Source organism: Spirosoma daeguense (genome assembly GCF_054776875.1).
Genome location: NZ_BAAHBF010000002.1, coordinates 343,567 through 368,535, shown reverse-complemented (window position 1 = coordinate 368,535; position 24,969 = coordinate 343,567). Strand labels below are relative to the sequence as shown.

21 protein-coding genes are annotated in these 24,969 nt (G+C 47.3%); 17 read left to right on the top strand and 4 right to left on the bottom strand.

The window, feature by feature from the left end:
- Positions 1–31: 31 nt before the first annotated feature.
- The gene (locus ACYVD4_RS06435) at positions 32–628 is read right to left on the bottom strand and encodes a MiaE family protein (RefSeq protein WP_460943594.1); all 597 of its coding nucleotides are present in this window, start codon (positions 626–628) and stop codon (positions 32–34) included.
- 125 nt (positions 629–753) lie between these two features.
- Between ACYVD4_RS06435 and msrA the strand changes: the two genes are divergently transcribed.
- The 5 genes from msrA (at position 754) to ACYVD4_RS06410 (ending at position 5,131) form a co-directional block, all read left to right on the top strand.
- Positions 754–1,425 carry a peptide-methionine (S)-S-oxide reductase MsrA gene (msrA, locus tag ACYVD4_RS06430; RefSeq protein WP_460943592.1) on the top strand — a complete coding sequence of 224 codons (672 nt, stop codon included), beginning with the start codon at positions 754–756 and terminating at the stop codon, positions 1,423–1,425.
- Positions 1,426–1,569: 144 nt separating this feature from the next.
- Positions 1,570–2,265, top strand: coding sequence for a hypothetical protein (locus ACYVD4_RS06425; RefSeq protein ID WP_460943590.1), 696 nt, complete (start codon positions 1,570–1,572; stop codon positions 2,263–2,265).
- 97 nt (positions 2,266–2,362) lie between these two features.
- On the top strand, positions 2,363–3,376 hold the full coding sequence (locus ACYVD4_RS06420) for a hypothetical protein (protein WP_460943588.1): 1,014 nt from the start codon (positions 2,363–2,365) through the stop codon (positions 3,374–3,376).
- Positions 3,377–3,483: 107 nt separating this feature from the next.
- Complete coding sequence (locus ACYVD4_RS06415; RefSeq protein ID WP_460943586.1) at positions 3,484–4,530, top strand: hypothetical protein; 1,047 nt, start codon at positions 3,484–3,486, stop codon at positions 4,528–4,530.
- 97 nt (positions 4,531–4,627) lie between these two features.
- Entirely contained in the window at positions 4,628–5,131 is a 504-nt protein-coding gene (locus ACYVD4_RS06410; RefSeq protein ID WP_460943584.1) for a hypothetical protein, read from the top strand.
- A 3-nt stretch (positions 5,132–5,134) separates the two neighbouring features.
- Here the strand turns inward: ACYVD4_RS06410 and ACYVD4_RS06405 are convergent, their stop codons facing one another.
- Together ACYVD4_RS06405 and ACYVD4_RS06400 are read right to left on the bottom strand one after the other, a co-directional pair.
- Entirely contained in the window at positions 5,135–6,136 is a 1,002-nt protein-coding gene (locus ACYVD4_RS06405) for an EamA family transporter (RefSeq protein ID WP_460943582.1), read from the bottom strand.
- 44 nt (positions 6,137–6,180) lie between these two features.
- Entirely contained in the window at positions 6,181–6,603 is a 423-nt protein-coding gene (locus ACYVD4_RS06400) for a hypothetical protein (protein ID WP_460943580.1), read from the bottom strand.
- 101 nt (positions 6,604–6,704) lie between these two features.
- Here ACYVD4_RS06400 and ACYVD4_RS06395 point away from each other — a divergent pair, with 101 nt between their 5' ends.
- From ACYVD4_RS06395 to ACYVD4_RS06370, 6 genes are all read left to right on the top strand, one after another.
- A complete protein-coding gene (locus ACYVD4_RS06395) occupies positions 6,705–7,628 on the top strand; it encodes a LysR family transcriptional regulator (protein ID WP_460943577.1) in 924 nt (307 codons plus the stop codon).
- An 18-nt stretch (positions 7,629–7,646) separates the two neighbouring features.
- Positions 7,647–8,345 (top strand): hypothetical protein, encoded by a 699-nt coding sequence (locus ACYVD4_RS06390; RefSeq protein ID WP_460943575.1) that lies wholly within the window; start codon positions 7,647–7,649, stop codon positions 8,343–8,345.
- Positions 8,332–9,975, top strand: a complete 1,644-nt coding sequence (locus ACYVD4_RS06385) for a S8 family serine peptidase (RefSeq protein WP_460943573.1) — start codon at positions 8,332–8,334, stop codon at positions 9,973–9,975. The genes ACYVD4_RS06390 and ACYVD4_RS06385 overlap by 14 nt, the downstream gene beginning before the upstream one ends.
- Positions 9,976–10,215: 240 nt before the next feature.
- On the top strand, positions 10,216–10,584 hold the full coding sequence (locus ACYVD4_RS06380; RefSeq protein WP_460943571.1) for a hypothetical protein: 369 nt from the start codon (positions 10,216–10,218) through the stop codon (positions 10,582–10,584).
- Positions 10,562–10,762, top strand: a complete 201-nt coding sequence (locus tag ACYVD4_RS06375; protein WP_460943569.1) for a helix-turn-helix transcriptional regulator — start codon at positions 10,562–10,564, stop codon at positions 10,760–10,762. The genes ACYVD4_RS06380 and ACYVD4_RS06375 overlap by 23 nt, the downstream gene beginning before the upstream one ends.
- A gap of 135 nt (positions 10,763–10,897) precedes the next feature.
- Positions 10,898–11,413 (top strand): O-acetyl-ADP-ribose deacetylase, encoded by a 516-nt coding sequence (locus ACYVD4_RS06370; RefSeq protein WP_460943567.1) that lies wholly within the window; start codon positions 10,898–10,900, stop codon positions 11,411–11,413.
- A 7-nt stretch (positions 11,414–11,420) separates the two neighbouring features.
- Here ACYVD4_RS06370 and ACYVD4_RS06365 read toward each other — a convergent pair whose 3' ends face one another.
- Entirely contained in the window at positions 11,421–11,840 is a 420-nt protein-coding gene (locus tag ACYVD4_RS06365; RefSeq protein ID WP_460943565.1) for a hypothetical protein, read from the bottom strand.
- A gap of 445 nt (positions 11,841–12,285) precedes the next feature.
- Between ACYVD4_RS06365 and ACYVD4_RS06360 the strand changes: the two genes are divergently transcribed.
- The 6 genes from ACYVD4_RS06360 to ACYVD4_RS06335 all read left to right on the top strand — a co-directional run bounded on the left by ACYVD4_RS06360 (position 12,286) and on the right by ACYVD4_RS06335 (position 24,942).
- On the top strand, positions 12,286–15,531 hold the full coding sequence (locus tag ACYVD4_RS06360; protein WP_460943563.1) for a SusC/RagA family TonB-linked outer membrane protein: 3,246 nt from the start codon (positions 12,286–12,288) through the stop codon (positions 15,529–15,531).
- A gap of 75 nt (positions 15,532–15,606) precedes the next feature.
- Positions 15,607–17,205 (top strand): SusD/RagB family nutrient-binding outer membrane lipoprotein, encoded by a 1,599-nt coding sequence (locus tag ACYVD4_RS06355; protein ID WP_460943561.1) that lies wholly within the window; start codon positions 15,607–15,609, stop codon positions 17,203–17,205.
- 69 nt (positions 17,206–17,274) lie between these two features.
- The gene (locus ACYVD4_RS06350; protein ID WP_460943559.1) at positions 17,275–17,901 is read left to right on the top strand and encodes a hypothetical protein; all 627 of its coding nucleotides are present in this window, start codon (positions 17,275–17,277) and stop codon (positions 17,899–17,901) included.
- 113 nt (positions 17,902–18,014) lie between these two features.
- On the top strand, positions 18,015–20,840 hold the full coding sequence (locus ACYVD4_RS06345) for a M14 family metallopeptidase (RefSeq protein WP_460943557.1): 2,826 nt from the start codon (positions 18,015–18,017) through the stop codon (positions 20,838–20,840).
- 92 nt (positions 20,841–20,932) lie between these two features.
- Complete coding sequence (locus ACYVD4_RS06340; RefSeq protein ID WP_460943555.1) at positions 20,933–22,261, top strand: M20/M25/M40 family metallo-hydrolase; 1,329 nt, start codon at positions 20,933–20,935, stop codon at positions 22,259–22,261.
- A 47-nt stretch (positions 22,262–22,308) separates the two neighbouring features.
- Positions 22,309–24,942: a M14 family metallopeptidase gene (locus ACYVD4_RS06335; RefSeq protein ID WP_460943553.1), complete on the top strand. Its 2,634-nt coding sequence runs from the start codon at positions 22,309–22,311 to the stop codon at positions 24,940–24,942.
- Positions 24,943–24,969: the final 27 nt, after the last annotated feature.

Genomic DNA, 24,969 nt, shown 5'->3' with positions numbered 1-24,969 from the left:
TGAAATCATCCTGTCAATCTTGTAAAAATAATCAGTGCATCCGGTCGCCACGAACTTCGAGATTCGCCATGATGTCGGCCTCAACGGCCAGAAATTCTTTCCAGCGTTCGCGGACACGCTCGGCGGGTAAGTAGGTTTCGGCCAGTTCAATGAAAGTACGGTAGTGACCAGCTTCCGAAACCATTAATTCACGATAAAACTTCTGCAAGCTTTCATCAGCAATATGTTCTGACAGAAGTTTGAACCGTTCGCAACTCCGGGCTTCGATAAGGGCGTTAATTAATAGGTTATCCATCATCTGCTCATTCTGATCTGCGATAGGCCTACGTAACCGAGAGCGTAGTTTGTTCACATAGTCGTCTTTCCGTTGTCGGCCCAGCGGAATACTACGTTTCTTGAGTTCTTTGAGTACTCGCTGAAAATGGCCCCATTCTTCGGCAACAATAGGAGTCAACACATCCACCAATTTTGCTTTATCGGTATACATAACAATCAGCGAAATGCAGGACGAAGCCGCTTTTTGCTCGCACCACGCATGGTCGATCAAAATTTCACCAATATTCATTTCAGCAATGTTGACCCAGCGTGGATCAGTCGGCAGTTCGAGTCCTAATGTGGTCAGCGTCATAGGTCGATAATCAGTGTTCGTCTGACTGCAAAGGTAAGCTGTCTTCGTAGAATTGACAGATTTATAACCCCAACATGCTATTTTGCGTTACGTTCTTATTGAGTAGTTTCCCGAAAATAGTCGCTATGAAGAGTGCCTTTACTGGTTTTGTGTTTCTTCTGGTTGCCTGTCTGACGCTACGTTGCAATCAACAGCCCACCGAAAAAAAAGCGACTGGTATTGATATTAACCCAGCCAAACTACCCGCTCTACGTTCTGGCGAAGCCGTTGCAACCGTAGCAGGTGGCTGTTTCTGGGCCGTGCAGGAAGAAATGAAATCGTTGAAAGGCGTTCGGGTTGTCCTATCAGGCTACTCCGGTGGCGATCTGGAATACCCGACCTACGAACAGGTTGGCACCGATCAGACTGGCCATGCTGAATCGGTGCAGGTATATTATGATCCGAAAGTGATTTCTTATGATGTATTAATGGATGCTTTTTTTGCAGGCCACGACGCTACGCAATTAAATCGGCAAGGACCTGATCGGGGAAAACATTATCGCTCGGCCGTTTTCTACCGAACACCCGATGAGAAAGCACGTATCGAAGCGGCCATTAAACGCGAAACTGCCTCGGGGCATCATCAGGGCAACGTATTAACGCAGGTTGTACCGTTTGAGGCATTCTATCCAGCCGAGGTTTATCATCAGGATTATTATCAGAACAATCCATATAATCTGTACATAAAACTAGTCTCAAAACCCAAAATAGACCTATTTCGCGAGCGAATGGCCGATAAACTTAAAGGCGAACAATAGCCATTTCGGGTTTAGTATGTCTTACATTCGGCCCGCTCTACGACCTTTTCCGTATGCCCGTAACCGTTCGGCCTAATCCAGTATTGCGGGATTGAACCGAACCTTGTAACATTGCTACGTCTTTCACCAAATGACAGACTATATATGCCAGAAACAGACAAATCAATCGGCCGTAAAATCCTGGGATTCTTCATAAAAGAAGAAGAACCGGGCGTGGCAACCGGTACCACGCCAGCAGCAGCGCCAGCTACACCCCGGCCTGTAACGACACCATCGGAACCAACGCCAGTTGCCCCTAAAACGACCGAAACGACTGGCACAATCGACCAAAAATTTGCCGAACACTTTGCCTCTGTGCTCGCGCAGAACAATCCGCCGGGTCCCGATTATTTTGAATTTCGGGAAGCGTTACGTAGTCTGGCCAATCTGGGATTGCCAGAAGATAAACAATATCAGGCCGCCTGGGCTAGTTTCAAAGCGTTGGGCGGTAGTAGCGACGTAGCAACGCTGACCAATACGGCAAATGGTTATATTGCAGCACTCAACAAAGACCGCGACGCATTCGGCAAAAGCGTAGAAGCAGCCCTCAATGAGCGTGTAGGTGGGTTGCAAAATGAACAGAAACGGCTTCAGTCGGAAAATGAAAATCTGGCCAAACAGTTGGTTGAGATACAAAAGAAAATCGATGCCAATACCAGTCGGTTAGCGAGCATCGATGGTGAGATTAAGGATCAAAGTGGCAAACTCACCCAAAACCGACAAAATTACGAAACGACGTTCGCGCACTTTACCGACCAGATTAAGGGCGACATCGCTAACTTGACACAGTATTTAAAATAATGAGCGAAAGAGCGATTGAGTGCAAGAGCGAAAACCGTCCGGCATTAGCTATTTACTCCTTCACTCTTTGGCTGTTTCACTCTTTCACTATTTAAACATGGCAACTCCTGATTTTTCTCAACTTGGTGGTGGTTCAGATCCCGAAAAAAAGTCGTTCTGGAGCCGCCCCGAAGGTGTTTTGGGTATGATTACACTGGCGGGTATCGCTGGTTACGGACTCTGGCACCTTAATGCAATTCTCGAATTTCTGATTCGTGCTACGTCGAATATACTCGAACTATCGCTGCTATTGGGCGCGCTGGGCGTATTGATTTTCCTCTTCACGAGCAAAGACGTACGGACGGCGGTGTTTTTCCTGTTCAAATCACTGATGCGTAGCCTGACGGGTACGGTTATTCAACTAAATCCCATCGCTATCATGAAAATCTACATTCAGGATTTGCGGGATAAGCGCGAAAAAATGCAGGCCCAAATCAATACGTTGGCGGGCCAGCAGGTGAAACTCAATAAACGTATCAACGAAAATAATGAGTCCATCAAGCAGAAATTCGCCGAAGCCAATAAAGCTAATTCGATGATTGAGAAGCCGGGCATGCGTGAAGCTGCTCAATTGGCCACCATCGAAGGAGCCGGTTTGCAGGAAATGAACGAAAAGCTATTGCCTCTGCAACGTAACATGAAGCAGGTACTGGCATTCATGGAAAAAGTGAACCAGAGCGCCGATTATATTATCAAGGAAACTGAAATCAAGGTTCGCCTGAAAGAAACAGAATATCAGATTGTCAAAGAAAGCTCTAACGCACTGAAAACGGCGGTGAGCATATTCAAGGGCGATCCTGACAAGAAGTTTTACTTCGATCAGTCGATGGAATACATTCAGGACGATATGAGCCAGAAACTTGGTGAGATGAAACGGGCGATGGACCTGTCGATGGACTTCATCAACGGTGTCGACATTCAGAACGGCATTCTGTCTGACAAGGGCGAAGCGTTGCTGGATGCCTACAACAAGGGTGAGTTCAAGATGGTCCAATTAGACGCTCCTGCTCAGCCTGTTAACCTTGGCCCAGCCCCGCAAAAGGACGCCGGATATAAGAATTTACTTGATTAAAGAGCGAAAGAGCGAAAAATCCATGCACCAACTTGACTATCGAAATTCCACTCTTTCGCTCTTTCGCTCTTTAAATTTGCCCTTTCACTCTTTCATCCTTTAAAAATATGCAACGTTTAACTGTAGCCGGTCGGCTGCTCATTACGGCCCTGATCCTTGCCGGTATTTTTTTCGCCTTCCGTTATTTTGGCGGCAATGATGCTCTGAAGAAACTTCAGCCTAAAGACAAGGAATATTCAGAATCGCAAACCATGCCTCGTGCTGACAATGAAACAGCCGAAAAAACTGTAGAAGAATCTCAGGCTTCGGATGGTAGCTCGTCGGACGAAGCGACTAGTAGTCAGCCACAAAAAGCGTTTACCTATACGGCTCCCGAACCGCAAAATGGTGTTCTGAAAGGCGTAGTAGAGTTAGGAGCCAGTGGTTTCAACTCATTCGTTGTTCGTATTGATGACCAGAAACGCTGGAAACTCGAAAAAGCTGAATTCGGCAACAGCCTGGTACTGGAAAATATGGCTACCGACGATGACGTTCGGATGGGTTTGAAAAGTTACATCGGCAAAATGCTCGATTTCGGTGTGAGCGGACGTAACATTCACTTTGTAGTGAGTTCGGGCGCGGTAAAAGCCGAAGGCACACAAAAAATCGTTAAAGCGTTGAAATCATTGAATTACTTCGTGAATACGGTTACGCCTGAACAGGAAGGTACGCTGGCGCTACGTTCGGTTCTACCAACCGAATATGCAGACAACTCGTTTGTTACGGACATTGGCTCAGGCAACACCAAAATCTCCTGGAAAACAGGCGGTTCTACCAAAGCTCTGGAAACTTATGGTGCTAAATATTTTCAGGAAGGCACCAGCGATGCGACAGTTACATCAGAGGTAGCGGCCAAAGCCAAACAAGTTCCATCCGACAAGCGACAGACCTGCTTTATCATTGGCGGTGTACCGTTTGAACTGGCTAAAGCGGTTCGGAAAGGCAAAGAACGCTATACGGTTCTTGATGCGCCTTCTGCCTATAAACTGGAAAATGCCAAGTCGAAAGCCGGCCTGAACATCTACAAAGCCATTGCCGATGCAACGAACTGTAATCAGTTCGTTTTCGACTGGGATGCCAATTTCACCATTGGATATTTACTGACGCTTAAATAATGATTAAATGATAGAATGAGTGAATAATTAACGTCAGATATTCTGCCGGATGGTATTCATTCATTCTATCATTCAGTCATTCAGTCATTTACCCATTATGACTCTCCGTGACGTTTTTGCGGCTCTTTCGGGCCAACCTGCTTTACTTTTCGTACTCCTGATGGCGGTGCCGACGGGAGCTTTTCTGGTAAATTTATGGTCGGGCCAAACTGCCGAGGACATCTGGAAATGGCGCTACGTCTATGCCGTACTGGTTTATTTAGCCTGTATACCGGGCGTTTTTGCATTTACCCTCAACATCTACCTTTTTTTATTTGAGCGACAAAGTATCTGGGAAATGAATCTTGCCTTACAGATTCTCCCTATTCTGACCATGGTTGCTACGTTGATGCTTATCCGGCGGAAAATACCATTCAATTATATTCCTGGCTTTGGTAAATTATCAGGCTTTTTAACGCTTATTACCGCCGTAATAGGCATCCTTTGGCTCGTTGACCGAACCCGTATTTACGCCGTCACGTATATTCCGTTTACGTATATTGCTGTTGGTTTTGTGGCCATACTTCTCATTATTCGCTTTGCCTGGAGCCGTATTTTTTAAGGCTTAAAGAGCATTGCTTTTCCTTAAAGTTAAGGGCGTCTCACGTTCAGAAACAGAATTGGTTGGCTTTTCGCCCTTTTCACTACGGTACTTCGATAAGTTTATCAGCAATACACTTCCCAGTATAATAGCCAGCCCAATAATTTGCAACAGCGAGATTGTTTCATGAGCAAATACCACCCCTAGTATCAGCGCAATCACCGGATTTACATAGGCATACGTACTGACCTGAGTCGCAGAACGAACGCTCAGCAGCCACACATACGCGCTATAGGCGATAATGGAGCCAAACAGAATCAGATACCCTAATGCCAGCCATGCTTGAACGGATACGTGATTCCATTGAATTTTGTCGAACTCATGATTGAGCAGACTACCCGGCAAAAACACCAGACTCGCAATTAGCATTTGCCAGGCTACACTAGCCGTTGGTGCCCCCTCTGAAGGATGGTATTTTGAGTAAAGTGACCCTGATGACCAGGAAATTGCCCCAATAACCAACAAAAACATTCCGATCAGTTTTGATTCTGGTGCGCCCTGCTTCAGCATGCTATTCAACTGTTCGCCAAACAGCAGAACTACCCCAACAAAACCTACTGCAAGACCGAGCAACGTCGATTTACTTTTGAAGTTGACACTCCAGTTGGCCTTATCGAGCAAAACGAACCAGATCGGCGCCGATGATACTAAAATGGCTACCAACGCACTGGGTAGAGTTTGTTCGGCCCAAATAACTACGCCATTACCGACTACCAGCAGCAGCGTACCGACCACGGCCGACGTAATGATGTTCTTTTTATGGAATAATTGTTCACCTTTCAGATAGGCCCAACCTAGCATAAGCGCGCCAGCAACAAAAAAACGTAGTGCGCCCAGCAACAATGGCGGAAAATCATGAATGGCCATTTGTATGAAAAAATACGTAGACCCCCAAACGATGTAGACAATCGTAAAGGCACTGATAACCAGAAGCGGAGAAGCAGTTTTTGTTACGTTCGTATTCATGACTTATGTCAATTTATCAGGTTTATTGGTGTATTAATAACGTATCAGCGATTTGGCTGAATAGAGTACGTAACGTATCGTTGCGATTCAATTGCCGGGATATCCACTACCTCAATTCGGCGAACCACCGTTTTCCGGCCATCACTAATTTCCAGCCGATAGGTTCCGGGTTTGCTTCCCTCGAAGTTTAGTTTCTGGTGATATGCCCTCGGCGACCGCTTCAGATACAGTTCATGCATAATGTCGTTTTTCGTATTCCTGACCGTCAACGTAACCCCCTTTGGTTCAAGAACAAATAGCATCAGGTTTAGCGTTTGGTTAGCGCCCATATACGTACCGACTTCGAAGGATTGCCTCTCTGGCAACGCTTCTAAATCTGGCTTCACAGCTTGTGCTCTTACAACACTACCTGTCAGAATCAGGCTAATTATCAGCCCATTCACTACTGTTTTTACTACTGATTTCATACAAAATGTTCATTAGTTATTGTTTACGGTTTCAAAGTTGGCGGTTCTTGATATATTAACAAAACGAATTATTTTTGTGGAAATCATGAATAATATTCATTATGGAAATTCGACATCTTCAGATGGTAAAGGAGGTTGCAAGCAGTGGTAATCTGACCAAAGCCGCCGATCAGTTGTTCCTGACCCAATCAGCACTGAGCCATCAGTTGAAAGAAATAGAAAGCTATTTCGATACGCAGCTATTCATCCGCGACAAAAAGCAGATGCTCCTTACTCAGGCTGGCGAAATCGTTTTGCAGGCGGCAGAGAAGATACTTCAGGAGGTTGCCGAAACGCGGGCCAAAGTCAGGTGTATTACGGATAAAGAAGCAGGCGAAATTCGACTTTGCACCCAATGCTACACCTCTTATCACTGGCTGGCCGGTTTTCTGCGGGAGTTTCAGACAATATATCCCCGAGTGGATATAAAAGTCGAGCTTGAAGCTGCCACACAGGACGCTATTAAACATCTATCGGCCAACATGATAGACGTGGCTATTACCGAAGGCGATCAAAATCCGAAATTTTCCTATACTCCGCTTTTTCAGGATGAATTTGTGGCGATCGTTGCACCCGACCATCCTTGGGTAGGGCGTTCCTGGGTTGAACTGAATGAATTTGCAGCCTACAACTACATCATGTATAATATTCCGGACGAGGAAAGCGAAAACTTCATGATGATTTTTAAAAATCGCAGACCTAAAAAAGTATATAAAATTACACTGACCGAAGCCATTTTGGAGATGGTAAAAGCTGGGCTTGGCGTTGCTGTTATGCCTACCTGGGTGGTTCGGCCTTATTTGCAAATGGGTCAACTATCAACGGTACGCATTACCGAAAAACGTATTCTGCGAACATGGTATGCCGCTACGTTGAAGAATAAAAAGCAGCCTCCTTATACAACCGCCTTTATTGAGCAACTGGCCTGCCATATGAAAGAAATGGACGGCTATGCCTGTCCGATCGACAACGTGATAGCCAGTTAATTCTATTCCTATTTACTTATGCAGTTACGGCTATATAAGCTTTTGGCGGGTGCCGCTACGTTGTTTGCTCTCTCAAATTGCCAGTCTCCAACCACAGATCCGGCTTTGAACGATAATCAGTACGTTCCCCTCCAGACAGGACACTACGTTACCTATGACGTAGAGGAACAACGCTACGCGCTCAATGCCCAACCCGTTCATCTTTCTTATCAACGAAAAGACGTTATTGGTGAGGCATATAAGGACGTAACAGGCCAGACAGCCTATCGACTCCTGCGTTTTCGTCGCTCCGATGAGCGTCAGCCGTGGCAGGCCGACTCCATCTGGTCGGTGCGTATAAGTAATAATGAGTTTGTTCGGACTGAAAATGGGCGCGATTTTATTAAATTACTCCTCCCCGTTTATAATGAATTAAGCTGGGATGGTAACCAACGTAATATACTTGGTGTTGATACGTATACGGCGCGCAACGTAAAGGCATCGTTTTACGTACAGGATAAAAAGTTCGATAATACCGTAACGATTGTTGAACAGAACGATTCAACGCTGATTTCTCAGGATAAACGTATTGATGTATATGCCCGGCAGGTTGGTCTGATTTACCAGGAGCGAACGCAACTTCAGTTTTGCTCGTCATCGCCAGCCTGCATTGGTCGTAATCAGATAGATTATGGTACTCGACAGATTCACCGCGTACGCACCTATGGTTATGAATAAATTTCGCTGGTTGCTTTTTATTTGTTTGCTGACAAATCATGTCAGCTTTGGCCAGACAACCCGGAAGTATCTGGTACTTCTGCGCGACAAAACCAACTCGCCCTATAGCCTGAATGAGCCCAACAAGTTTCTGTCGCAACGGGCCATATTACGTCGTCAAAAACAAAATATCGCCATTCTCGAACGTGATCTTCCTGTTAACCCCGGTTACATAACTCAACTACGTCAGACCGGGGCTAAAATCTGGTATCAATCGCGCTGGCTCAATGCCGTATTAGTTGAAACCACCGACGCTACGTTAACAACGATTCAAAAACTACCCTTTGTTACCGGCCTGGAATTCGGACGATCATTGAGCAATGCCCGTGCCGGAGCCAGCGGACGTAGCAAAGCTCCTAAAGTTCCGGATGCATTGAGTAAATTTGGCGAAGTTGCACCATTGAATTACGGGATTTCAGAGCCCCAGATTACCCAGATTGGTGCCGATAAGATGCACCAGCAAGGGTATCACGGAGAAGGTATGCTTATTGGTGTCTTGGATGCCGGATTTCTGAATGCCAACCGGGTGAGTTTCCTGAAACCGCTCTTTGACGAAAATCGGATACTCGCTACGTATGATTTCGTGAAGAAGGAAACCAGCGTTTATGAAGATGACTACCACGGCCTCTCCTGTCTGTCGGCCATTGCCGCCACCGCTGATAATCAACTATATGGCACGGCTTATAAAGCATCATTCGTTTTGCTACGTACCGAAGATGCCAGCACTGAAAGTCGGCTCGAAGAGGCTAACTGGCTATTTGGTGCTGAATATGCCGATAGTGTGGGGGTCGATGTGATTAGCTCATCGCTGGGTTATACAGAGTTCGATGACCCCAACACTGATTATACGTATCAGAATATGGACGGCAAGACGGCACTTTCGAGTCGGGCAGCCCAGATTGCTACCGAAACAGGTATGGTTGTGGTGGTTGCTGCCGGAAACGAAGGTGCTTCGGCATGGCGTTATTTGTCAGCCCCTTCCGATGCTGCGTCTGTGCTTTCGATTGGAGCGGTTTCACAAACTGGCCAATCGGCTTTGTTCAGTTCATACGGCCCATCGGCCGACAAACGGATCAAACCCGACCTCTCAGCACGCGGGCAAGGTACGGTTGTAGGAAACCCCAACGGACAGATTGTACAGGGCAACGGTACGTCTTATGCAACACCGCTGGTAGCCGGTTTGGTAGCCGGTTTCTGGCAGGCCCACCCACAACTTACGGCCACGCAAATCACCGAAACGCTACGTCGATCTGGCAATTTGTTCGCTACACCAACTGATCAGCAAGGCTACGGTATTCCTAATTTCGAGCTGGCTTCCACACTGGCCGAATCCTATAATAATTTACTGGTTTACCCAAATCCATTCACTGACGGAACTCCATTGGGCATACAATGGGGCGAAGTTGAAGCCAACGTACCACTCGACGCTACGTTGACCAGTATTACAGGAAAAGTTGTCTGGCAAGGACGCTACACATCTGCGGGGCTGGCGGCTTTTGTGCTCCCTCCGCTCGGTCTATCGGCTGGTGTATACGTAATGACACTAGTTGCCGGTGATAAAAAGCGAACCTTACGGGTTCTGAAACAGTAGCTTTTCCTGCCAGCCCTGCATTATGGGCGGATGCCATTCTTTTCTGATTACAGGTATAAACTCTGTTATACATTTGTCTTATTGTAAAAAATACTTTACAATAAGACAAATTTGTTTTACGTTAGGACTGTAAAACAAACTTTACATTCTCATGAAAACAAAATGGTTGTTTCCACATTCATACCGACTAATCGGTTTACTTGTTTTTATTCACTTATACTTGGACTAGCCACGCTTTACATGAATTTTCAACTACCGGTTGAAACAACTTTGTTCGGTATCTGGAAAATACCTGGTGATTATGTCCCTCAAAACCTGACCGACGAACTAGCCTGTATGGGTATGATCTTAAGTTTGATGTTAATTGCCTTCTCACAAGAGAAAGTAGAAGATGAAATGATCAGTCAGCTACGGCTCGAAGCCTTGCAATGGAGCGTCTACTTTAATTACTTTATTTTAGCCATTGCCATTCTGACTGTTTATGACACCGCTTTTTTCAATGTTATGATTTATAATATGTTCACGGTGCTACTAGTCTTCATCATTCGTTTTCGCTGGCTTATACTTGAAACAACCGCTTTACGTTATGAAAAACCGACTGAAGATTGAGCGGGCCGAACAAAACCTTTCACAAGCTGAACTGGCTGACCGAATTGGAGTTAGTAGACAAACGATAAATTCAATCGAAGCAGGTCGTTACGTTCCCTCAACTGTATTGGCTCTCAAGCTGTCTAAAGTTTTTAGTAAGCCTGTCGAGCATATTTTTTCACTCGAAGAAAGTGATTAGCTAAGTCAGGTAAGACTGAAAACAGTTTCACAGACCAGTCGTTAATAGAGAATCTCTTTTACACAAAGGTTTACGCTAAGTTCGCTAAGGAGTAGTCTTTGCGCTCTTTGCGGTTAACGAATCTACAGTAAACTCGTGGCAACTATTCAGGTGATTCAAGGCGATATAACCAAACAGGCTGTCGATGCAATTGTAAACGCGGCTAACAGCAGCTTATTAGGTGGCGGGGGTGTCGACGGTGCTATACATCGGGCTGCTGGTCCTGAGCTAGTAGCCGAATGTAGGCTTTTGCACGGCTGCAAAACCGGCGATGCTAAACTAACAAAAGGGTATCGATTACCGGCGCCATACGTAATCCACACAGTGGGTCCCGTATGGCGTGGCGGCACAAATGGAGAGCCGAAGCTTCTAGCTAGTTGTTATCATCGGTCGTTGGAAATTGCTACAGAACGCCAAATGACCAGCATCGCTTTTCCGAATATTAGTACGGGAATTTATGGCTATCCAAAAGATAAAGCCGCCGACGTAGCAATTGCTGCCGTACGGGAGTTTCTGGAGAAGTCAACATCGATTCAGGAAATTCTATTCGTTTGCTTCGACACTGACAATCTGGACTTGTATAACGAGAAACTGACAGCTACACTAGAATAGACTCTGTTTATTTAACCTTACGTTCAATAGCCTTGGCTAGCTTCCGTGCAGCCGCTTTTTTTGCATCGAAGCCGTTGGTTCCGTTTGGGCTTACTTTATACGTATCAGATTCCCAAACAACCGCATCGCTCTTGTCATATATCTTGGCACTACAACCAATAGACGTACCACCCCACGAAAACGCTGTTATTCCTTTACTGGCTTCAACATCTAACTTGATGCTGTAATTAGCTTGCTTCTTATCTGATACGACATTCCAATAGCCTAATTCGCGCAGACTCTGAGTAAACGCTTTTTCGGTTTCCTGAACGTTTTCGTTCTTCGACGTTGACTCTACATAAACTGAATTTCCCTTTTTAAATAACTCATCCGACTGCGCAAAAGCGGTTGAGGAAATCAGAAACAAAAGCAGAGTTAGATTTTTCATGGTTTTGGTGGCCTGATTATGAATGTTAAAACCTTCATAGCACCCAAATGTTTGCGGCTCAAGCTTAAATTCTAGCTGATACGTACCATTCTCTCTGAACCAAATTGTATCAAAAAAACGACCCGATGGATTTCTTCGGGATTATTACGCTGTGTACCAATCAACGGCGGAATCTGCCCATAATTCAGCCGTTTATAACTGAATAATACATTGGTCCTATCGCCATCCCTGAAGACAGTTCATTCATATATCACCAAAAACAGGATTTTCACTTACTTATCCAAGTGTACTGATATAATTGAATTTAAAGAAGACTATATTTACATTATCGTATTTTCTAAAATTTTATTCTAAAAAAATACCTTTCAATAAAATAAAAATTTTTAATATTACTGAATCAATTGCTCTCTCCCCAACTAATTCAATCATCTACAACCAAAACTCTATGAAGGTACACTTACTCTTTGTTGCCTTATTGTTTCCCATTTTTTCACTAGCTCAATCGAAAATTGTGCGCGGAAAAGTGAGTGATGCAGATGGCAAAGAAGCACTACCTGGAACTACCATCACCATTAAGGGCGGTACACTAGGCACCGTAACAGACGCGCAGGGAACGTATCAAATTAACGTTTCCGACAAAAACACTACGCTTGTATTTTCTTCAGTTGGCTTTCGGCCACAGGAAATTGTCGTAGGCACCAAAGAAGTTATTGACGTATTACTGATTGCTGATACCAAACAACTTAGCGAAGTAGTGGTAACAGCAGCCGGTATTAAACGCGACAAGAATGCATTGGGGTATGCCGTAAGCACACTGGATGCAACGAAGCTGGCTCAACGTTCGGAACCTGACCCGCTACGTGCACTTACAGGTAAAGTTGCGGGTGTGAACATTCAGGGGTCTGGGGGGGCCGCTGGAGGAGCTACCAACATTACCATTCGGGGAAATTCGTCGCTGGGTAACAACAACCAACCGCTCTTTGTGGTCGACGGTGTTCCGTTTGACAACTCAAGTTTCGGCAGTACCGATGGTACCGTAGGCGGGTCAACGATCACCAACCGTGCATTCGACTTAGATCCGAATAATATTTTGACGATGACCGTATTGAAAGGTGCTGCCGCTGCGGCTCTTTACGGTTCACGGGCGGCCAATGGCGCAATCATTGTAACAACGAAAGCAGGCAAAAGTCAGAGCCGGAAAGGTCTGGAAATAACCTATAATATGGGTTATGCAACGGAAACAGTTGCGGGTTTGCCTGAATATCAGACCTTATATGGTCAGGGTACCAACTTCGACTACCGTAGTGGTGTATTTGGTTCGTGGGGGCCACCGTATCAGGGCGTTAGCAGTCTGATTCCGACACGGGCCACTATTCCGCACCCGCTCACAACCAACAATCGCTATCCATCGACTGTGTTTCCACAGTTTTATGAGGCCAACGGCACAACGCCGATTCAGGTTCCTTACCAATCGTATTCGCAGTACAACGCCAAAAATTTCTTCCGTACTGGTAACGTATTTGAAAATGCGCTCTCTGTATCGACTGGCGGAGAGAAAGGAAATCTGACTGTTGGCTTGTCACGTACTGGCAATAATGGCGTAGTTCGGGAGAATAACATTACCCGGACAGGCATCAATATTGGCGGTAATGCGCAGTTAGACAACAAGTTCTACGTTAGCGGTTCGCTGAATTACGTGAATACCGATCAGGTTTCTCCGCAGCTTACAGCAGCTAATGGCAGCGGTTCATCGATCATGGATATCCTGATGTTTGTACCAACGAGCTACGATTTAACCGGTTTTCCAAGCACGAATCCGCTGAATGGCAACAACATCTATGACCGCGTAGGTACCGACAACCCATACTGGTCGGTTGTGAACAGCCCAACCACGAGCAAAGTAGATCGTTATTATGGTAACATGGTTCTCGGTTTCGATCCGCTTCCGTGGCTGAATGTTCAAAACACCATCGGTTTCAATGCCTACACCGACCGGCGCGTTGTTGTCAATGGTAAAGGGGGCGATTATTTCCCGAACGGAAACATTACCAACGATAACATTTATCGGCAGGAGCTGGACAATACGTTGCTCATTACCGCAACCAAGCAAATCAGCGAAAACATCGGTTTTAAAGCCATTGTCGGGAATAATGTAAACCAACGACTCACCGAACGTCAGGTTGTATTCGGCGATGGTATTATTTTCCGGGGCATTAACTCACTGAATAACACTAGCGTAACGATTCCTCGTGTACTTCCTTACAACCGCAACAATTTCAAACAGCGGTATTTTGCGTTCTTCACCGACATTTCGCTCGATTATAAAAATTTCGCATTCCTGAACGTAGTGGCACGTAACGACGTATCGTCCACACTGCCATCAAGCAATCGGAGTTATCTATATGGAGGTGCCAGTGCGTCGTTGATTTTCACGGAAGCGTTCAAACTGCCAAAGAATATTCTGAATTTTGGAAAGTTCCGGGCAGGTTATACACGTGTAGGAAATGAAGCTACGCCTTACCAGACACAAACGGTTTACATCGCCAACCCGGTATTAGGAGCTGGTTCTACAACAGGTGCAATTGCATCGCCGTTCATGGGCCAGAGTTCACTAACCGAGTCTGATCTGCTGGCCAATGCTGAATTAAAACCTGAATTTATTACCGAACTTGAGTTAGGTGCTGAATTGCAGTTCTTCAATAACCGAATTGGTTTAGATGTTACGTACTACAACAAAATCAGTACATCACAAATCTTTACGGTCAACGCGGCACCGTCAACAGGTTATACCCAAAAAGTAATTAACCTCGGAAAATCATCGAACGAAGGGGTTGAAATTGGTCTGAATGCTACGCCGGTTAAACTGTCAAACGGTTTCGAGTGGAACATTTCGTCGGCGTTTACGCTAAACCGGAACATTGTTCTGGATATAGGATCGCTGAAAGAACTACCGTATGGTGGATTCTCCGATCTGGGAAGTGTACACATTGCCGGGCAGCCTTATGGCCAGATTCGCGGCTCTACGTATGCTCGCGACGACGTCGGAAATATTCTGGTAAACCCTAACACAGGGAAGCCCATTCTGAGTGGCAAAACGGCTCCTATCGGCAACCCAAACCCAGACTTTATACTTGGCGTAACTAATACGTTCAACTACAAAGGGCTAACCCTCAGTGCCTTGTTCGACTGGAAGAAAGGGGGTGACATGTACTCGTTCACCGCTTACGAGCTGTTGAGCCGTGGTGTAACGCGTGATACCGAAGAACGGGAAGCGATTCTGGTTGGTCCGGGTGTACTTGGCGATGTGAATACGTTGAAACCACTGCTGGATGGTGAAGGCAGGAAAATCCCGAACAACATCGGAATTGGCGTTGCTGACTACTATTTCACAGGTGGTTTCGGGCCGGGTGGTGCTGCCGAGGTGAACATTATGGATGCTACGGTATTCCGCCTTCGTGAAGTATCGCTGGGGTATCAATTCCCGAAATCATGGCTACGTAAAACCCCATTTGGCTCGGCATTTCTGTCGGTTAGCGGACGCAACCTCTGGTATCTGGCTCCTAACTTCCCGAAATACCTGAACTTCGATCCAGAAGTGAGTTCGACAGGGGCGGGTAACTCACAGGGATTCGACTTCATCGGCATTCCGACTACCCGTCGGTTAGGTGTTAACCTTCGGTTTAGTTTCTAATACATTCCGTCTTCAGGCATTACGTTCAACAATTCAACGTAATGCCTGAAAGTTAAAAACATCAACTTTTATCCTATGAAATTCACTCAATTCATACGAACGATTTCACTGCTTGGCCTGCTCGGAATAGCGGGTGCCTGCAAAGAATTCGTCGAAATTAACGGTGACCCCAACAACCCGACAACCCCGGTACTGGAGTTACTGCTTCCCGCTACGCAAATCTCGATGACGGGTAGTCTGCGGGATGTAAATCAGGGTGCGTCAATCGTTATGCAGCATTTGTATACGAGCAACACCAGCCGTAATTTTCAGGACGGAACTGATTACCAGCAATCCTGGAATGCTCTGTATACGCAGGCGTTGAACGATATCGAAATCATTATTCGCGAAGGTACTCGTCTTCAACGCTGGGACTATGTAGCAATTGCCAAATTGCAGAAAGCCTATATCTACAGCCTGATGGTTGATTTGTGGGGCGATATTCCGTATACCGATGCTACGAAAGGATTATCGGTTTCTGATCCGGTTTTCGAAAGTGGCGCAACCATTTATGATAAGCTGTTCACATTGATCGACGACGGTCTGGCCGATGCGAACAAAGGCAATTTTGCCATCCAGCCAACCACTGCTGACATTATCTACAAAGGCGATAAAGCAGCGTGGATACGGATGGGTAATACGTTGAAATTGAAGCTTTTCAATCAGATACGTCTGGTTCAGGCCGACAAAGCAAAAGCGGGTATTGCAGCCTTGTTGAGCAGCAATGCCCCGTTGATTTCGACCAACGCGCAGGATTTCGCTTTCCGTTTTGGCACTACCGAGACACCCGCAAACCGCCATCCCTGGCACCGTACTGAATATCAGGCCAGTAAGAGTTATTATATGAGTCAAAATTTCATCGAGCGTTTGTTCGGCACCGATGATCCCCGGATGCGGTATTATTTCTTCCGCCAGACGTCGAACTACACAGTTGGTTTCACCCCAACAGGTAACGGCTATTTCGGACGCTATACAGGCGATGCTACGGCTTCTCCAAACGACAATGCGCTGAAAGCTACGTTTGGTGTGTATCCGGCGGGTGGTCTTTACGACAATTCGCCTATCAACAACCTGACCGCGTCGAACGTATTCATTACGAACACTGGCGCTACGGGTGCCCCTAAAGTGGTTACCAATACCGATGGTACGGGAGCTGGCGTATTTCCGTTCATCACGAATGCAATGGTTAAATTCATTCTGGCTGAAGCCGCCCTTACAATGGGCACTGCTGGTGACCCGAAACAGCTTTTTCAGGATGGTATTACGGCCAGTTTAAACAGTGTCAACACGATTTCTACTACGTCCGGAAACTCTGCTCCTACTATGGCTGCGGCCACCATTACGTCGTTTGTGGCGAATCGGGCAGCTCAATATGATGCAGCCGATGCAGCCGGTAAACTGAGCGCGGTAATGACGCAAAAATATATCGCTCTGTATGGTAACGGCATGGAATCGTATAACGATTACCGTCGTACGGGTTTACCGACATTGCCTGCACCGATTGCTCCGCTTAATACGTTCCCGCTACGTCTGTCCTACTCGATTACCGAGCTGGCAACCAATGCAAGCGTTTCTGACAAAGCCGATCAACTTCAAACTGCCCAACAAACAACGCCTGTTTTCTGGGACAAATAAACGCTTCAGTAAACGGTTTCAGGTATCAAACCTGAACCCGTTTACTGAGCTTTGACATCACCAATAATTATGAAAAATATCACTTTATACTGTTCCTTACTGGCTGTTCTGCTCTTGGATGCCTGTAAGACTGAGAATTACGTTTGGGAGAATTGGTCGTATACGGCGGTTCCGCTGGTAACGGTCAATACGGCGAAATCGGCACTTCCCACACTTGCTACAGCCAATACGTCCTTTTTTGATCTGGGAGCTACTAATCTGGCCAGTCAGGAATTTGAGTACACCCTCAAATGGGAAGGTTTCGGCAAGACCGAAGTAAAATCCATCGACGTTTATCTGGGTTTTGTGAAAGCGCCAGCAACAGGTAATCCAGCCTATCCGATTGTGGTTTCGCAGCCAGGCGGTATTTATCCGAGCGTAACACAGTTCCCGCTTCCCAGCCGGGTTGGTACGTCTGACAAGCTGTTTATGACCGTTACGGAATTCCCGAAAGTTATTACATCAACCGCTGGTCAGATGGCAACGTTTACGGGCACCGACCTCACAAAAGTTGTTCAGAATGACTATTTTATCTACAAATTCATTCTGACCATGACCGACGGTCGTAAGATCGAAGGATATCAGGAAAACGTCTGCGACGAAGCACGCGGTGAAGTCGGCGATTGCCGGGTTGGTGTGCGCTTCCGCCGGAAATAAGCAGTTTCAGGTTCTGTGTTGCAAATTCTCTAAAGCAATTGGCATGGAACCTGAAATTTAAAACGTAAAATCGCAATCACTTTCAACAATAATTTCCCAACTAACTTCTACAAATGCGTTATTCTCCTTACTCGCTCCTTGCCGGGCTGATGATGGGTGTGAGCACCGTTGTGGCCCAATCGATTCCTTCTCCCAAGGAACATTTCGGCTTCAACATTGGCGACGATTATAATCTCGCTACGTACACCCAGACCGAAGCTTATTTTAAGAAAGTAGCCGCTGCTTCCGACCGGGTCAAACTGGTCGACATCGGCATGACCGAAGAGGGCCGGCATCAGTACATGCTTATTGTATCGTCGCCCGAAAACCTCAAAAAACTAGATCGCTACAAAGAGATTTCGCAAAAACTGGCTCGCGCTGAAGGTTTATCCGATGAGCAGGCGAAAGCATTGGCCAGCGAGGGCAAAGCTATTGTCTGGATCGACGGTGGTTTGCATGCAACCGAAACAGTTGGTACGATGCAGCTTATCGAAACCATCTGGCAACTGGTGAGCCGCAAAGATCCTGAAACCATGCGTATTCTGGATCAGGACGTTCTTCTGCTAACCCACGCGAACCCCGATGGACAGGAGCTGGTAACGAACTGGTACATGCGCGAGCCGAAAGCCGACAAGCGGATGCTCGACAATCTGCCCCGTTTGTATCAGAAATACATCGGCCACGACAACAACCGCGATTTCTTCATCATGAATATGAAGGAAACCCAGAACATCGGTCGTCAGTTGTTCGTCGAATGGATTCCGCAGATCATGTACAACCACCACCAGCGCGGTCCCGCTGGTTCGGTGCTGGCTGGCCCCCCCTACCGCGATCCGTTCAACTACGTATTCGATCCGCTGATGGTAACGGGTATCGATGCACTCGGTGCGGCTATGATCAACCGGTTAAATTCGGAAAACAAACCGGGCTTCACTCGTCTGGGTGGTTCGGTTTTCTCGACCTGGTATAACGGCGGTCTACGTACCACAACGCACTTCCACAACATGATCGGTCTGCTCACGGAAATCATCGGTGGCCCAACGCCGGAAGACATTCCGGTTGTGGGTAAATACCTGATTCCAAACGGAAATACGCCATTCCCTGTACTACCGCAGAAGTGGCATTTCAAGCAATCCATCGATTACTCGGTTTCGCTGAACTATGCCGTGATGGGCTATGCCGCTCGCTATCGTGACGAGGTGTTGTTCAACATTTACAAGATGGGTAAAAACTCGATTGAGCGCGGCAGTAAAGATTATTGGGGATTATCGCCGAAGAAAATCGACGCTATCAATCAGGCATTCCAGAACGATCCTAAAAAACCGAACGTACCAACCAATGCGGCTCTGGCTCAATATGGTTTCGTACCTCGTGGTGGAGGTGTTCCGAGCAAGTATTTCGATACGATCATGAAAGCGCCAGTGCTACGTGATCCTCGTGGATTTATCATTCCAACCAATCAGCCTGATTTTGCAACGGCGTCTAAGTTTATCAACGCGCTGGTACGTACCGGTATCGAAATTCAGCAGGCCACGGCCGACTTTACCGTAGCAGGCAAGAAATATCCGGCCGGTTCTTACGTAGTGAAAACCGATCAGGCATTCCGTCCCCACGTACTCGACATGTTTGAGCCACAGGATCACCCCAACGATTTCCAGTATCCGGGCGGCCCTCCAGTTCGTCCATACGATGCCGCTGGCTGGACATTGGCATATCTGATGAATGTAAAATTTGACCGTATTCTGGATGCTTTCGATGGCCCATTCAAAAAACTTCCTGTTGGGGAATTACAATTCCCAGAAGGTCATGTTAATGGCGCGGCTGGTGCTGGCTACGTATTAAGCGCAAAAGCGAACAACTCGTTTATTGCCGTAAACGACCTGCTGGCGGCTGGTGTCGACGTATTCCGTTTGCCAAATGGCGTAGGTGGCAAATCGACGGTTGAAGCGGGTTCGTTCTACGTTCCGGCTTCGGCAAAAGCGAAGTCGCTGATCGATAAATCGGCAAAAGCACTTGGTATCGAAGTGATGGGCGTGGCTAAAAAACCAACGACGTCGATGGTAAAAGTATCGCCGATGCGGATTGCTCTTTGGGATACCTACGGCGGTTCTATGCCTTCGGGTTGGGTACGCTGGATGATGGAACAATATCATTTCCCGATGAAAGTGATTTATCCGCAGGAAATTGACGGTGGCGATCTGAAGAAAAAATACGACGTAATTGTATTCGTAACGCGGGCAATTCCGCCAGTTGGTGGCAAGGATGAAGACATTTTCAGCGCCATGGAACGGGAACCGAAAGAAGACAACACCCCGGCTGAATATCGTTCGACATTAGGCAAGATGACGGCTTCCAAGTCGATTCCACAATTGAAATCGTTCCTCGAAGCAGGTGGTACGGTATTGACCATTGGCAGCAGCACAAATCTGGCGTATCATTTAGGCCTGCCTGTTAAGAGCGCCCTTACCGAAATGACCACGGCTGGTAAAGAGCGGCCACTACCCGGCGAAAAATATTACATTCCGGGCAGCGTACTACGTGTTACCCTGGATTCGACGCAACACGCTACGTGGGGCCTGTCGAAGCAAACGGATGTGTATTTCGATTCAAGCCCTGTATTCAAACTGGCTCCAGAAGCTGTTGCTAAAGGTACCATCACCCCACTCGCGTGGTTCGATACCGACAAACCACTACGTTCGGGTTGGGCGTGGGGGCAGTCGTATCTACAGGATGGCGTAGCGGCTTTCATGGCACCTGTTGGTGCAGGTAAATTCTACGCCTTTGGTCCAGAAATCACGTTCCGTGCACAGGCACATGGTACGTTCAAATTCCTTTTCAATCAGTTGTATAATACAGGCCGAAGCGGTTCGCAAAGCAACGACGTAGTGAGCGAAGATTAATCGTATATCCAGTTTCCCAACGTAGTGAAGCGGTTGTTACGTAGCAAATTCTAAACGAAAGCACGTAACAACCGCTTCAAACTTTCTTAACCATGAATAAATTCGTTAAAGTAGTTTTTATTGCTCCTCTTTTGTTAGCAGGCACGGCGACCTGCCTGTTCGCTCAGGAAGAAGAAGAGGATGAAGAATCGAGGAAAGTAGTTCCCATTGAGAAGAAGTACGAAAGCGAAATCAGTACGTTAGCCAGGAAACCCGCCGTTCAGACAGCGTTCAAGATTTTCAACGACCTAGAACCGCAAACAAAACAAGACCTCTACACACTCACCGAAATTGCGTCTCCCCCATTCAAAGAAGCCGAGCGTTCGAAGAAATACGCGGCCATGATGAAAGAAGCCGGTGCCGATTCGGTCTGGATTGATGAAGTCAACAACGTAATTGCCAAACGTAAAGGCCGCTCAAGCAAGAAAACCGTGGTGGTCGAAGCGCACCTCGATACCGTTTTCCCGGCAGGTACCGATGTAAAAATCAAAACCAAAGGAGATACACTATACGCGCCCGGCGTTGGCGACGATACGCGTGGCCTGGCGGCTGTGCTGGCCGTGCTGAAAGGATTGGAAAAAGCCAACATTGAAACCGAAGCCGACGTATTATTTGTCGGTGCGGTGGGCGAAGAAGGACTGGGCGATCTGCGTGGCGTTAAGCATTTACTACGTGAAGGCAGCCAGAAAGTTGATTCCTATATTGCTGTTGATGGACACGGTATCGAAACCATTACACACCGGGGTTTAGGTTCGCACCGCTACCGCATTACGTTCCGGGGGCCGGGTGGTCATTCCTATGGCGCATTCGGCATCGTAAATCCGCATGGAGCTCTGGGTAAAGCCATTTATTACTTCACCTCTGAAGCCGACAAATTCACGAAAGAAGGAGTTAAAACTACCTACAGTGTTAGCGTAGTGGGTGGTGGTACGTCGATTAACGCCATTCCATACGAGTCGTGGATGGAGATCGACATGCGGTCGGAAAGTAAGGAAAAACTGGCGGGCATCGACAAGCTTTTACAGGCGGCTGTTCAGCGGGCGCTGAAAGAAGAAAACGGCATGAAACGTAGCGGGCCGGATTTGACTGTAGACGTAAAAATGGTCGGCGACCGTCCATCTGGACGTATCGAACCGACGATTCCGGCCGTGCAACGGGCCATGGCCGTCACGAAATACCTGGGCGGACAACCTAAGCTTCGCGTAGGCTCCACGAATGCGAATATCCCGATTGCAAAAGGCATTCCATCCTTCACGATTGGTAGTGGTGGAACGGGCGGCAACGCGCACTCGCTCCGCGAATGGTGGCTGAACGACAAAGGCGTTCTGGGCTTACAACGCATTCTGCTCGTGCTACTTTCTGAAGCTGGAACCGCGAATTGATCAAGCAATACTTCTCGATTTCAACACATTCATCAAACCTTTTTCTCATGAAACTAGCTTTCCCAAAAATGTCTGTTTCCCGAGCGGGCATGCTGCTGGCCCCCTTATTGGCTGGCACAATGGCCTTCGCTCAGGTACCCAAACCCGCCGACGTATTCGGCTTCGAACCGGGTGCCGACTACAAACTGGCAAACACTAAAATGCTGGTCGACTATTACCAGAAACTCGACAAAGCCAGTAATCGTGTGCAGATGGTTAACATCGGCAAGTCGACGTTGGGCAAACCGTTGTTGCTGCTGATGGTATCGAGTGAAGCCAACATGAAACAGTTGGAAAAATGGCGCGGTATCAGCGAACAACTTTCCCGCGCTAAAATCGACGACAAAACGGCTAAAAGTCTGGCGGCTTCGGGTAAAGCCATTATCTGGATCGACGCGGGTATGCACGCTTCGGAAGTGGCATCGGCGCAAATGATGCCCGAACTGGCCTACCGAATGGCGACCGAAGAATCGTCGGAAATGAAAAAAATCCGCGATCAGGTTGTGGCTCTGCTGATGGTCGAAATGAACCCCGATGGTCTCGACATCGTAGCCGACTGGTATAACGCCAACCTCGGCACGCCTTACGAAACGACTCAACCGCCGTGGCTGTATCATCACTACGTTGGTCACGACAACAACCGCGACTGGTTCACCAACAACATTATTGAAACCAAAGCAATTTCGGAAGTGCTTTATAATCAGTGGTATCCGCAGATTGTCTATAACCACCACCAGACTTCTCCAGCCTGGACACGCATTTTCATCCCGCCGTTTGCCAACCCTGTAAACCCACAGATTCACCCCGGCGTAACGGCTGGCGTTAACCTCGTCGGTACGGCAATGGCTAGTCGGTTTGCAATGAAAAAAATGCCCGGTGTAGTGGCTCAACTTCGCTTCAGCATGTGGTGGAACGGCGGTATGCGGACGGTTCCGTATTACCACAACCAGATTGGTATTCTTACCGAAACAGCTCACGCTACGCCTTCTCCCCGCTTCTACCCACCCGATTCGCTACCGAAAACAGTCGGTGTTGGTGTAACGGCTTCGACAGGTGGTACCGATATCTTCTACGCCGATCCCTGGAAAGGTGGTCAGTCGCGCTTCCGCGATGCGGTGAATTACATGGAAGAAGCGTCGATGGCTACGTTAGTGCTTGCTGCCGACAAACGGGAAGAATTCCTGTATAACATCTACGTAATGGGTCGCGATGCCATCGAATCGGCGGGTAAAACGAAACCGTTTGCATATGTCATTCCGGCTGAACAGTGGGACAAGAGTGAAGCTCTCAATCTGGTGAATATGTTCCGGCAAAGTGGGGTTGAAATACATCGGGCCACGCAAACCTTTCAGGCAAATAACGAAACGTATCCGGCAGGCAGCTACATCATTTACGGCGGACAGGCATTCAGCCCCTACGTAGTGGATTTGATGGAAAAGCAGGTTCACCCCAACCAACGGTTATATCCCGGCGGCCCACCGATTCCTCCTTATGATCTGGCTGGCTGGACATTACCGATGCAGATGGGCGTAAAATCAGTACGTATCAGCAGTGCGTTTAAAGCCGAAGCCGAACTTATCAAAGGATTTGCCCCGGTGGTTGCAGGCAACGTAGCGTCGGGCGCAAGTTACGGTTATATGCTTTCGCGGAATCAGAACGCCAGTGTGATGGCGGTGAATCAGTTGCTGAAGGACGGCGAAAACGTATCGGTGGTTCCATCGGAATCCGGCAGTTTCGTGATCGAAAAAGGGGCATCGACTGAAGCTCGTTTGCAGAAATTAGCGAAAGATCTTGGCATTAATTTTACGACCGTAGCCAGCAAACCTGCTACTGCTAAACCCGTTAAGCTGCCTAAAATTGGTTTGTACAAATCGTGGGTTGCCAATATGGACGAAGGCTGGACACGCTGGCTGATGGAACAGTACAGTTTTCCTGTCGATACGTTGCACGATGCTGATATTGCCAAGAAAGATTTGTCAGCCTATAGCGCCATTATCATTCCAGATCAGGAAGTTAAACGTATCCTGAATGGTCATGCACCCAACACCATGCCAGCGCAATATACGGGTGGCATCGGTTTAGGCGGTACGGTGGCTCTGCAACAGTTTGTTACCAATGGCGGTACGCTTGTTACGTTCGATGAAGCCAGTGATTTCGCCATTGAGCTGTTTGGTTTACCGGTGAAGAATATCACCGAAGGCTTGTCGAGTCAGCAGTTTTACATTCCGGGTTCGCTGATACGTACCAACATCGATACTAAACATTCGCTGGCCTATGGTATGCAGCCCGAAGTGGCCGCAGCGTTCTCAAACAGCCGTGCGTTCGAAGTTGTACGTCAGTCACGCGAGGGCGAAGGCGGTCGGGAAGAAACCAAAATGGGAATCGACCCTAAAGTGGAAGTGGTTGCCAGCTACGCGAAAAAAGACCTGCTCATGAGCGGCTGGGCGCTGAACGAAGACAAATACATTGCCGGAAAACCGGCCGTTCTACGTATTAATCAAGGCAAAGGCAACATTGTGCTGTTTGGCTTCAGACCTCAATTCCGTGGTCAGCCACGCGGCACTTACAAGCTGCTCTTCAACGCGCTCTACGAAAGCACAATGCCTAAATCAACCGGCGAAGCAAGCGCCAAAAGCGAATAGAGTGAGTTAATTGAAAATGCAGAATGG

Excerpts from the sequence above, each read along its gene's own strand:
- ACYVD4_RS06420 (WP_460943588.1), top strand. The coding sequence starts at position 2,363 with ATGGCAACTCCTGATTTTTCTCAACTTGGTGGTGGTTCAGATCCCGAA.
- ACYVD4_RS06395 (WP_460943577.1), top strand. The coding sequence starts at position 6,705 with ATGGAAATTCGACATCTTCAGATGGTAAAGGAGGTTGCAAGCAGTGGT.
- ACYVD4_RS06390 (WP_460943575.1), top strand. The coding sequence starts at position 7,647 with ATGCAGTTACGGCTATATAAGCTTTTGGCGGGTGCCGCTACGTTGTTT.
- ACYVD4_RS06425 (WP_460943590.1), top strand. The coding sequence starts at position 1,570 with ATGCCAGAAACAGACAAATCAATCGGCCGTAAAATCCTGGGATTCTTC.
- ACYVD4_RS06405 (WP_460943582.1), bottom strand. The coding sequence starts at position 6,136 with ATGAATACGAACGTAACAAAAACTGCTTCTCCGCTTCTGGTTATCAGT.
- ACYVD4_RS06435 (WP_460943594.1), bottom strand. The coding sequence starts at position 628 with ATGACGCTGACCACATTAGGACTCGAACTGCCGACTGATCCACGCTGG.
- ACYVD4_RS06355 (WP_460943561.1), top strand. The coding sequence starts at position 15,607 with ATGAAATTCACTCAATTCATACGAACGATTTCACTGCTTGGCCTGCTC.
- ACYVD4_RS06340 (WP_460943555.1), top strand. The coding sequence starts at position 20,933 with ATGAATAAATTCGTTAAAGTAGTTTTTATTGCTCCTCTTTTGTTAGCA.
- ACYVD4_RS06350 (WP_460943559.1), top strand. The coding sequence starts at position 17,275 with ATGAAAAATATCACTTTATACTGTTCCTTACTGGCTGTTCTGCTCTTG.
- ACYVD4_RS06385 (WP_460943573.1), top strand. The coding sequence starts at position 8,332 with ATGGTTATGAATAAATTTCGCTGGTTGCTTTTTATTTGTTTGCTGACA.
- msrA (WP_460943592.1), top strand. The coding sequence starts at position 754 with ATGAAGAGTGCCTTTACTGGTTTTGTGTTTCTTCTGGTTGCCTGTCTG.
- ACYVD4_RS06400 (WP_460943580.1), bottom strand. The coding sequence starts at position 6,603 with ATGAAATCAGTAGTAAAAACAGTAGTGAATGGGCTGATAATTAGCCTG.
- ACYVD4_RS06360 (WP_460943563.1), top strand. The coding sequence starts at position 12,286 with ATGAAGGTACACTTACTCTTTGTTGCCTTATTGTTTCCCATTTTTTCA.
- ACYVD4_RS06335 (WP_460943553.1), top strand. The coding sequence starts at position 22,309 with ATGAAACTAGCTTTCCCAAAAATGTCTGTTTCCCGAGCGGGCATGCTG.
- ACYVD4_RS06375 (WP_460943569.1), top strand. The coding sequence starts at position 10,562 with ATGAAAAACCGACTGAAGATTGAGCGGGCCGAACAAAACCTTTCACAA.
- ACYVD4_RS06410 (WP_460943584.1), top strand. The coding sequence starts at position 4,628 with ATGACTCTCCGTGACGTTTTTGCGGCTCTTTCGGGCCAACCTGCTTTA.
- ACYVD4_RS06345 (WP_460943557.1), top strand. The coding sequence starts at position 18,015 with ATGCGTTATTCTCCTTACTCGCTCCTTGCCGGGCTGATGATGGGTGTG.
- ACYVD4_RS06380 (WP_460943571.1), top strand. The coding sequence starts at position 10,216 with ATGAATTTTCAACTACCGGTTGAAACAACTTTGTTCGGTATCTGGAAA.
- ACYVD4_RS06415 (WP_460943586.1), top strand. The coding sequence starts at position 3,484 with ATGCAACGTTTAACTGTAGCCGGTCGGCTGCTCATTACGGCCCTGATC.
- ACYVD4_RS06365 (WP_460943565.1), bottom strand. The coding sequence starts at position 11,840 with ATGAAAAATCTAACTCTGCTTTTGTTTCTGATTTCCTCAACCGCTTTT.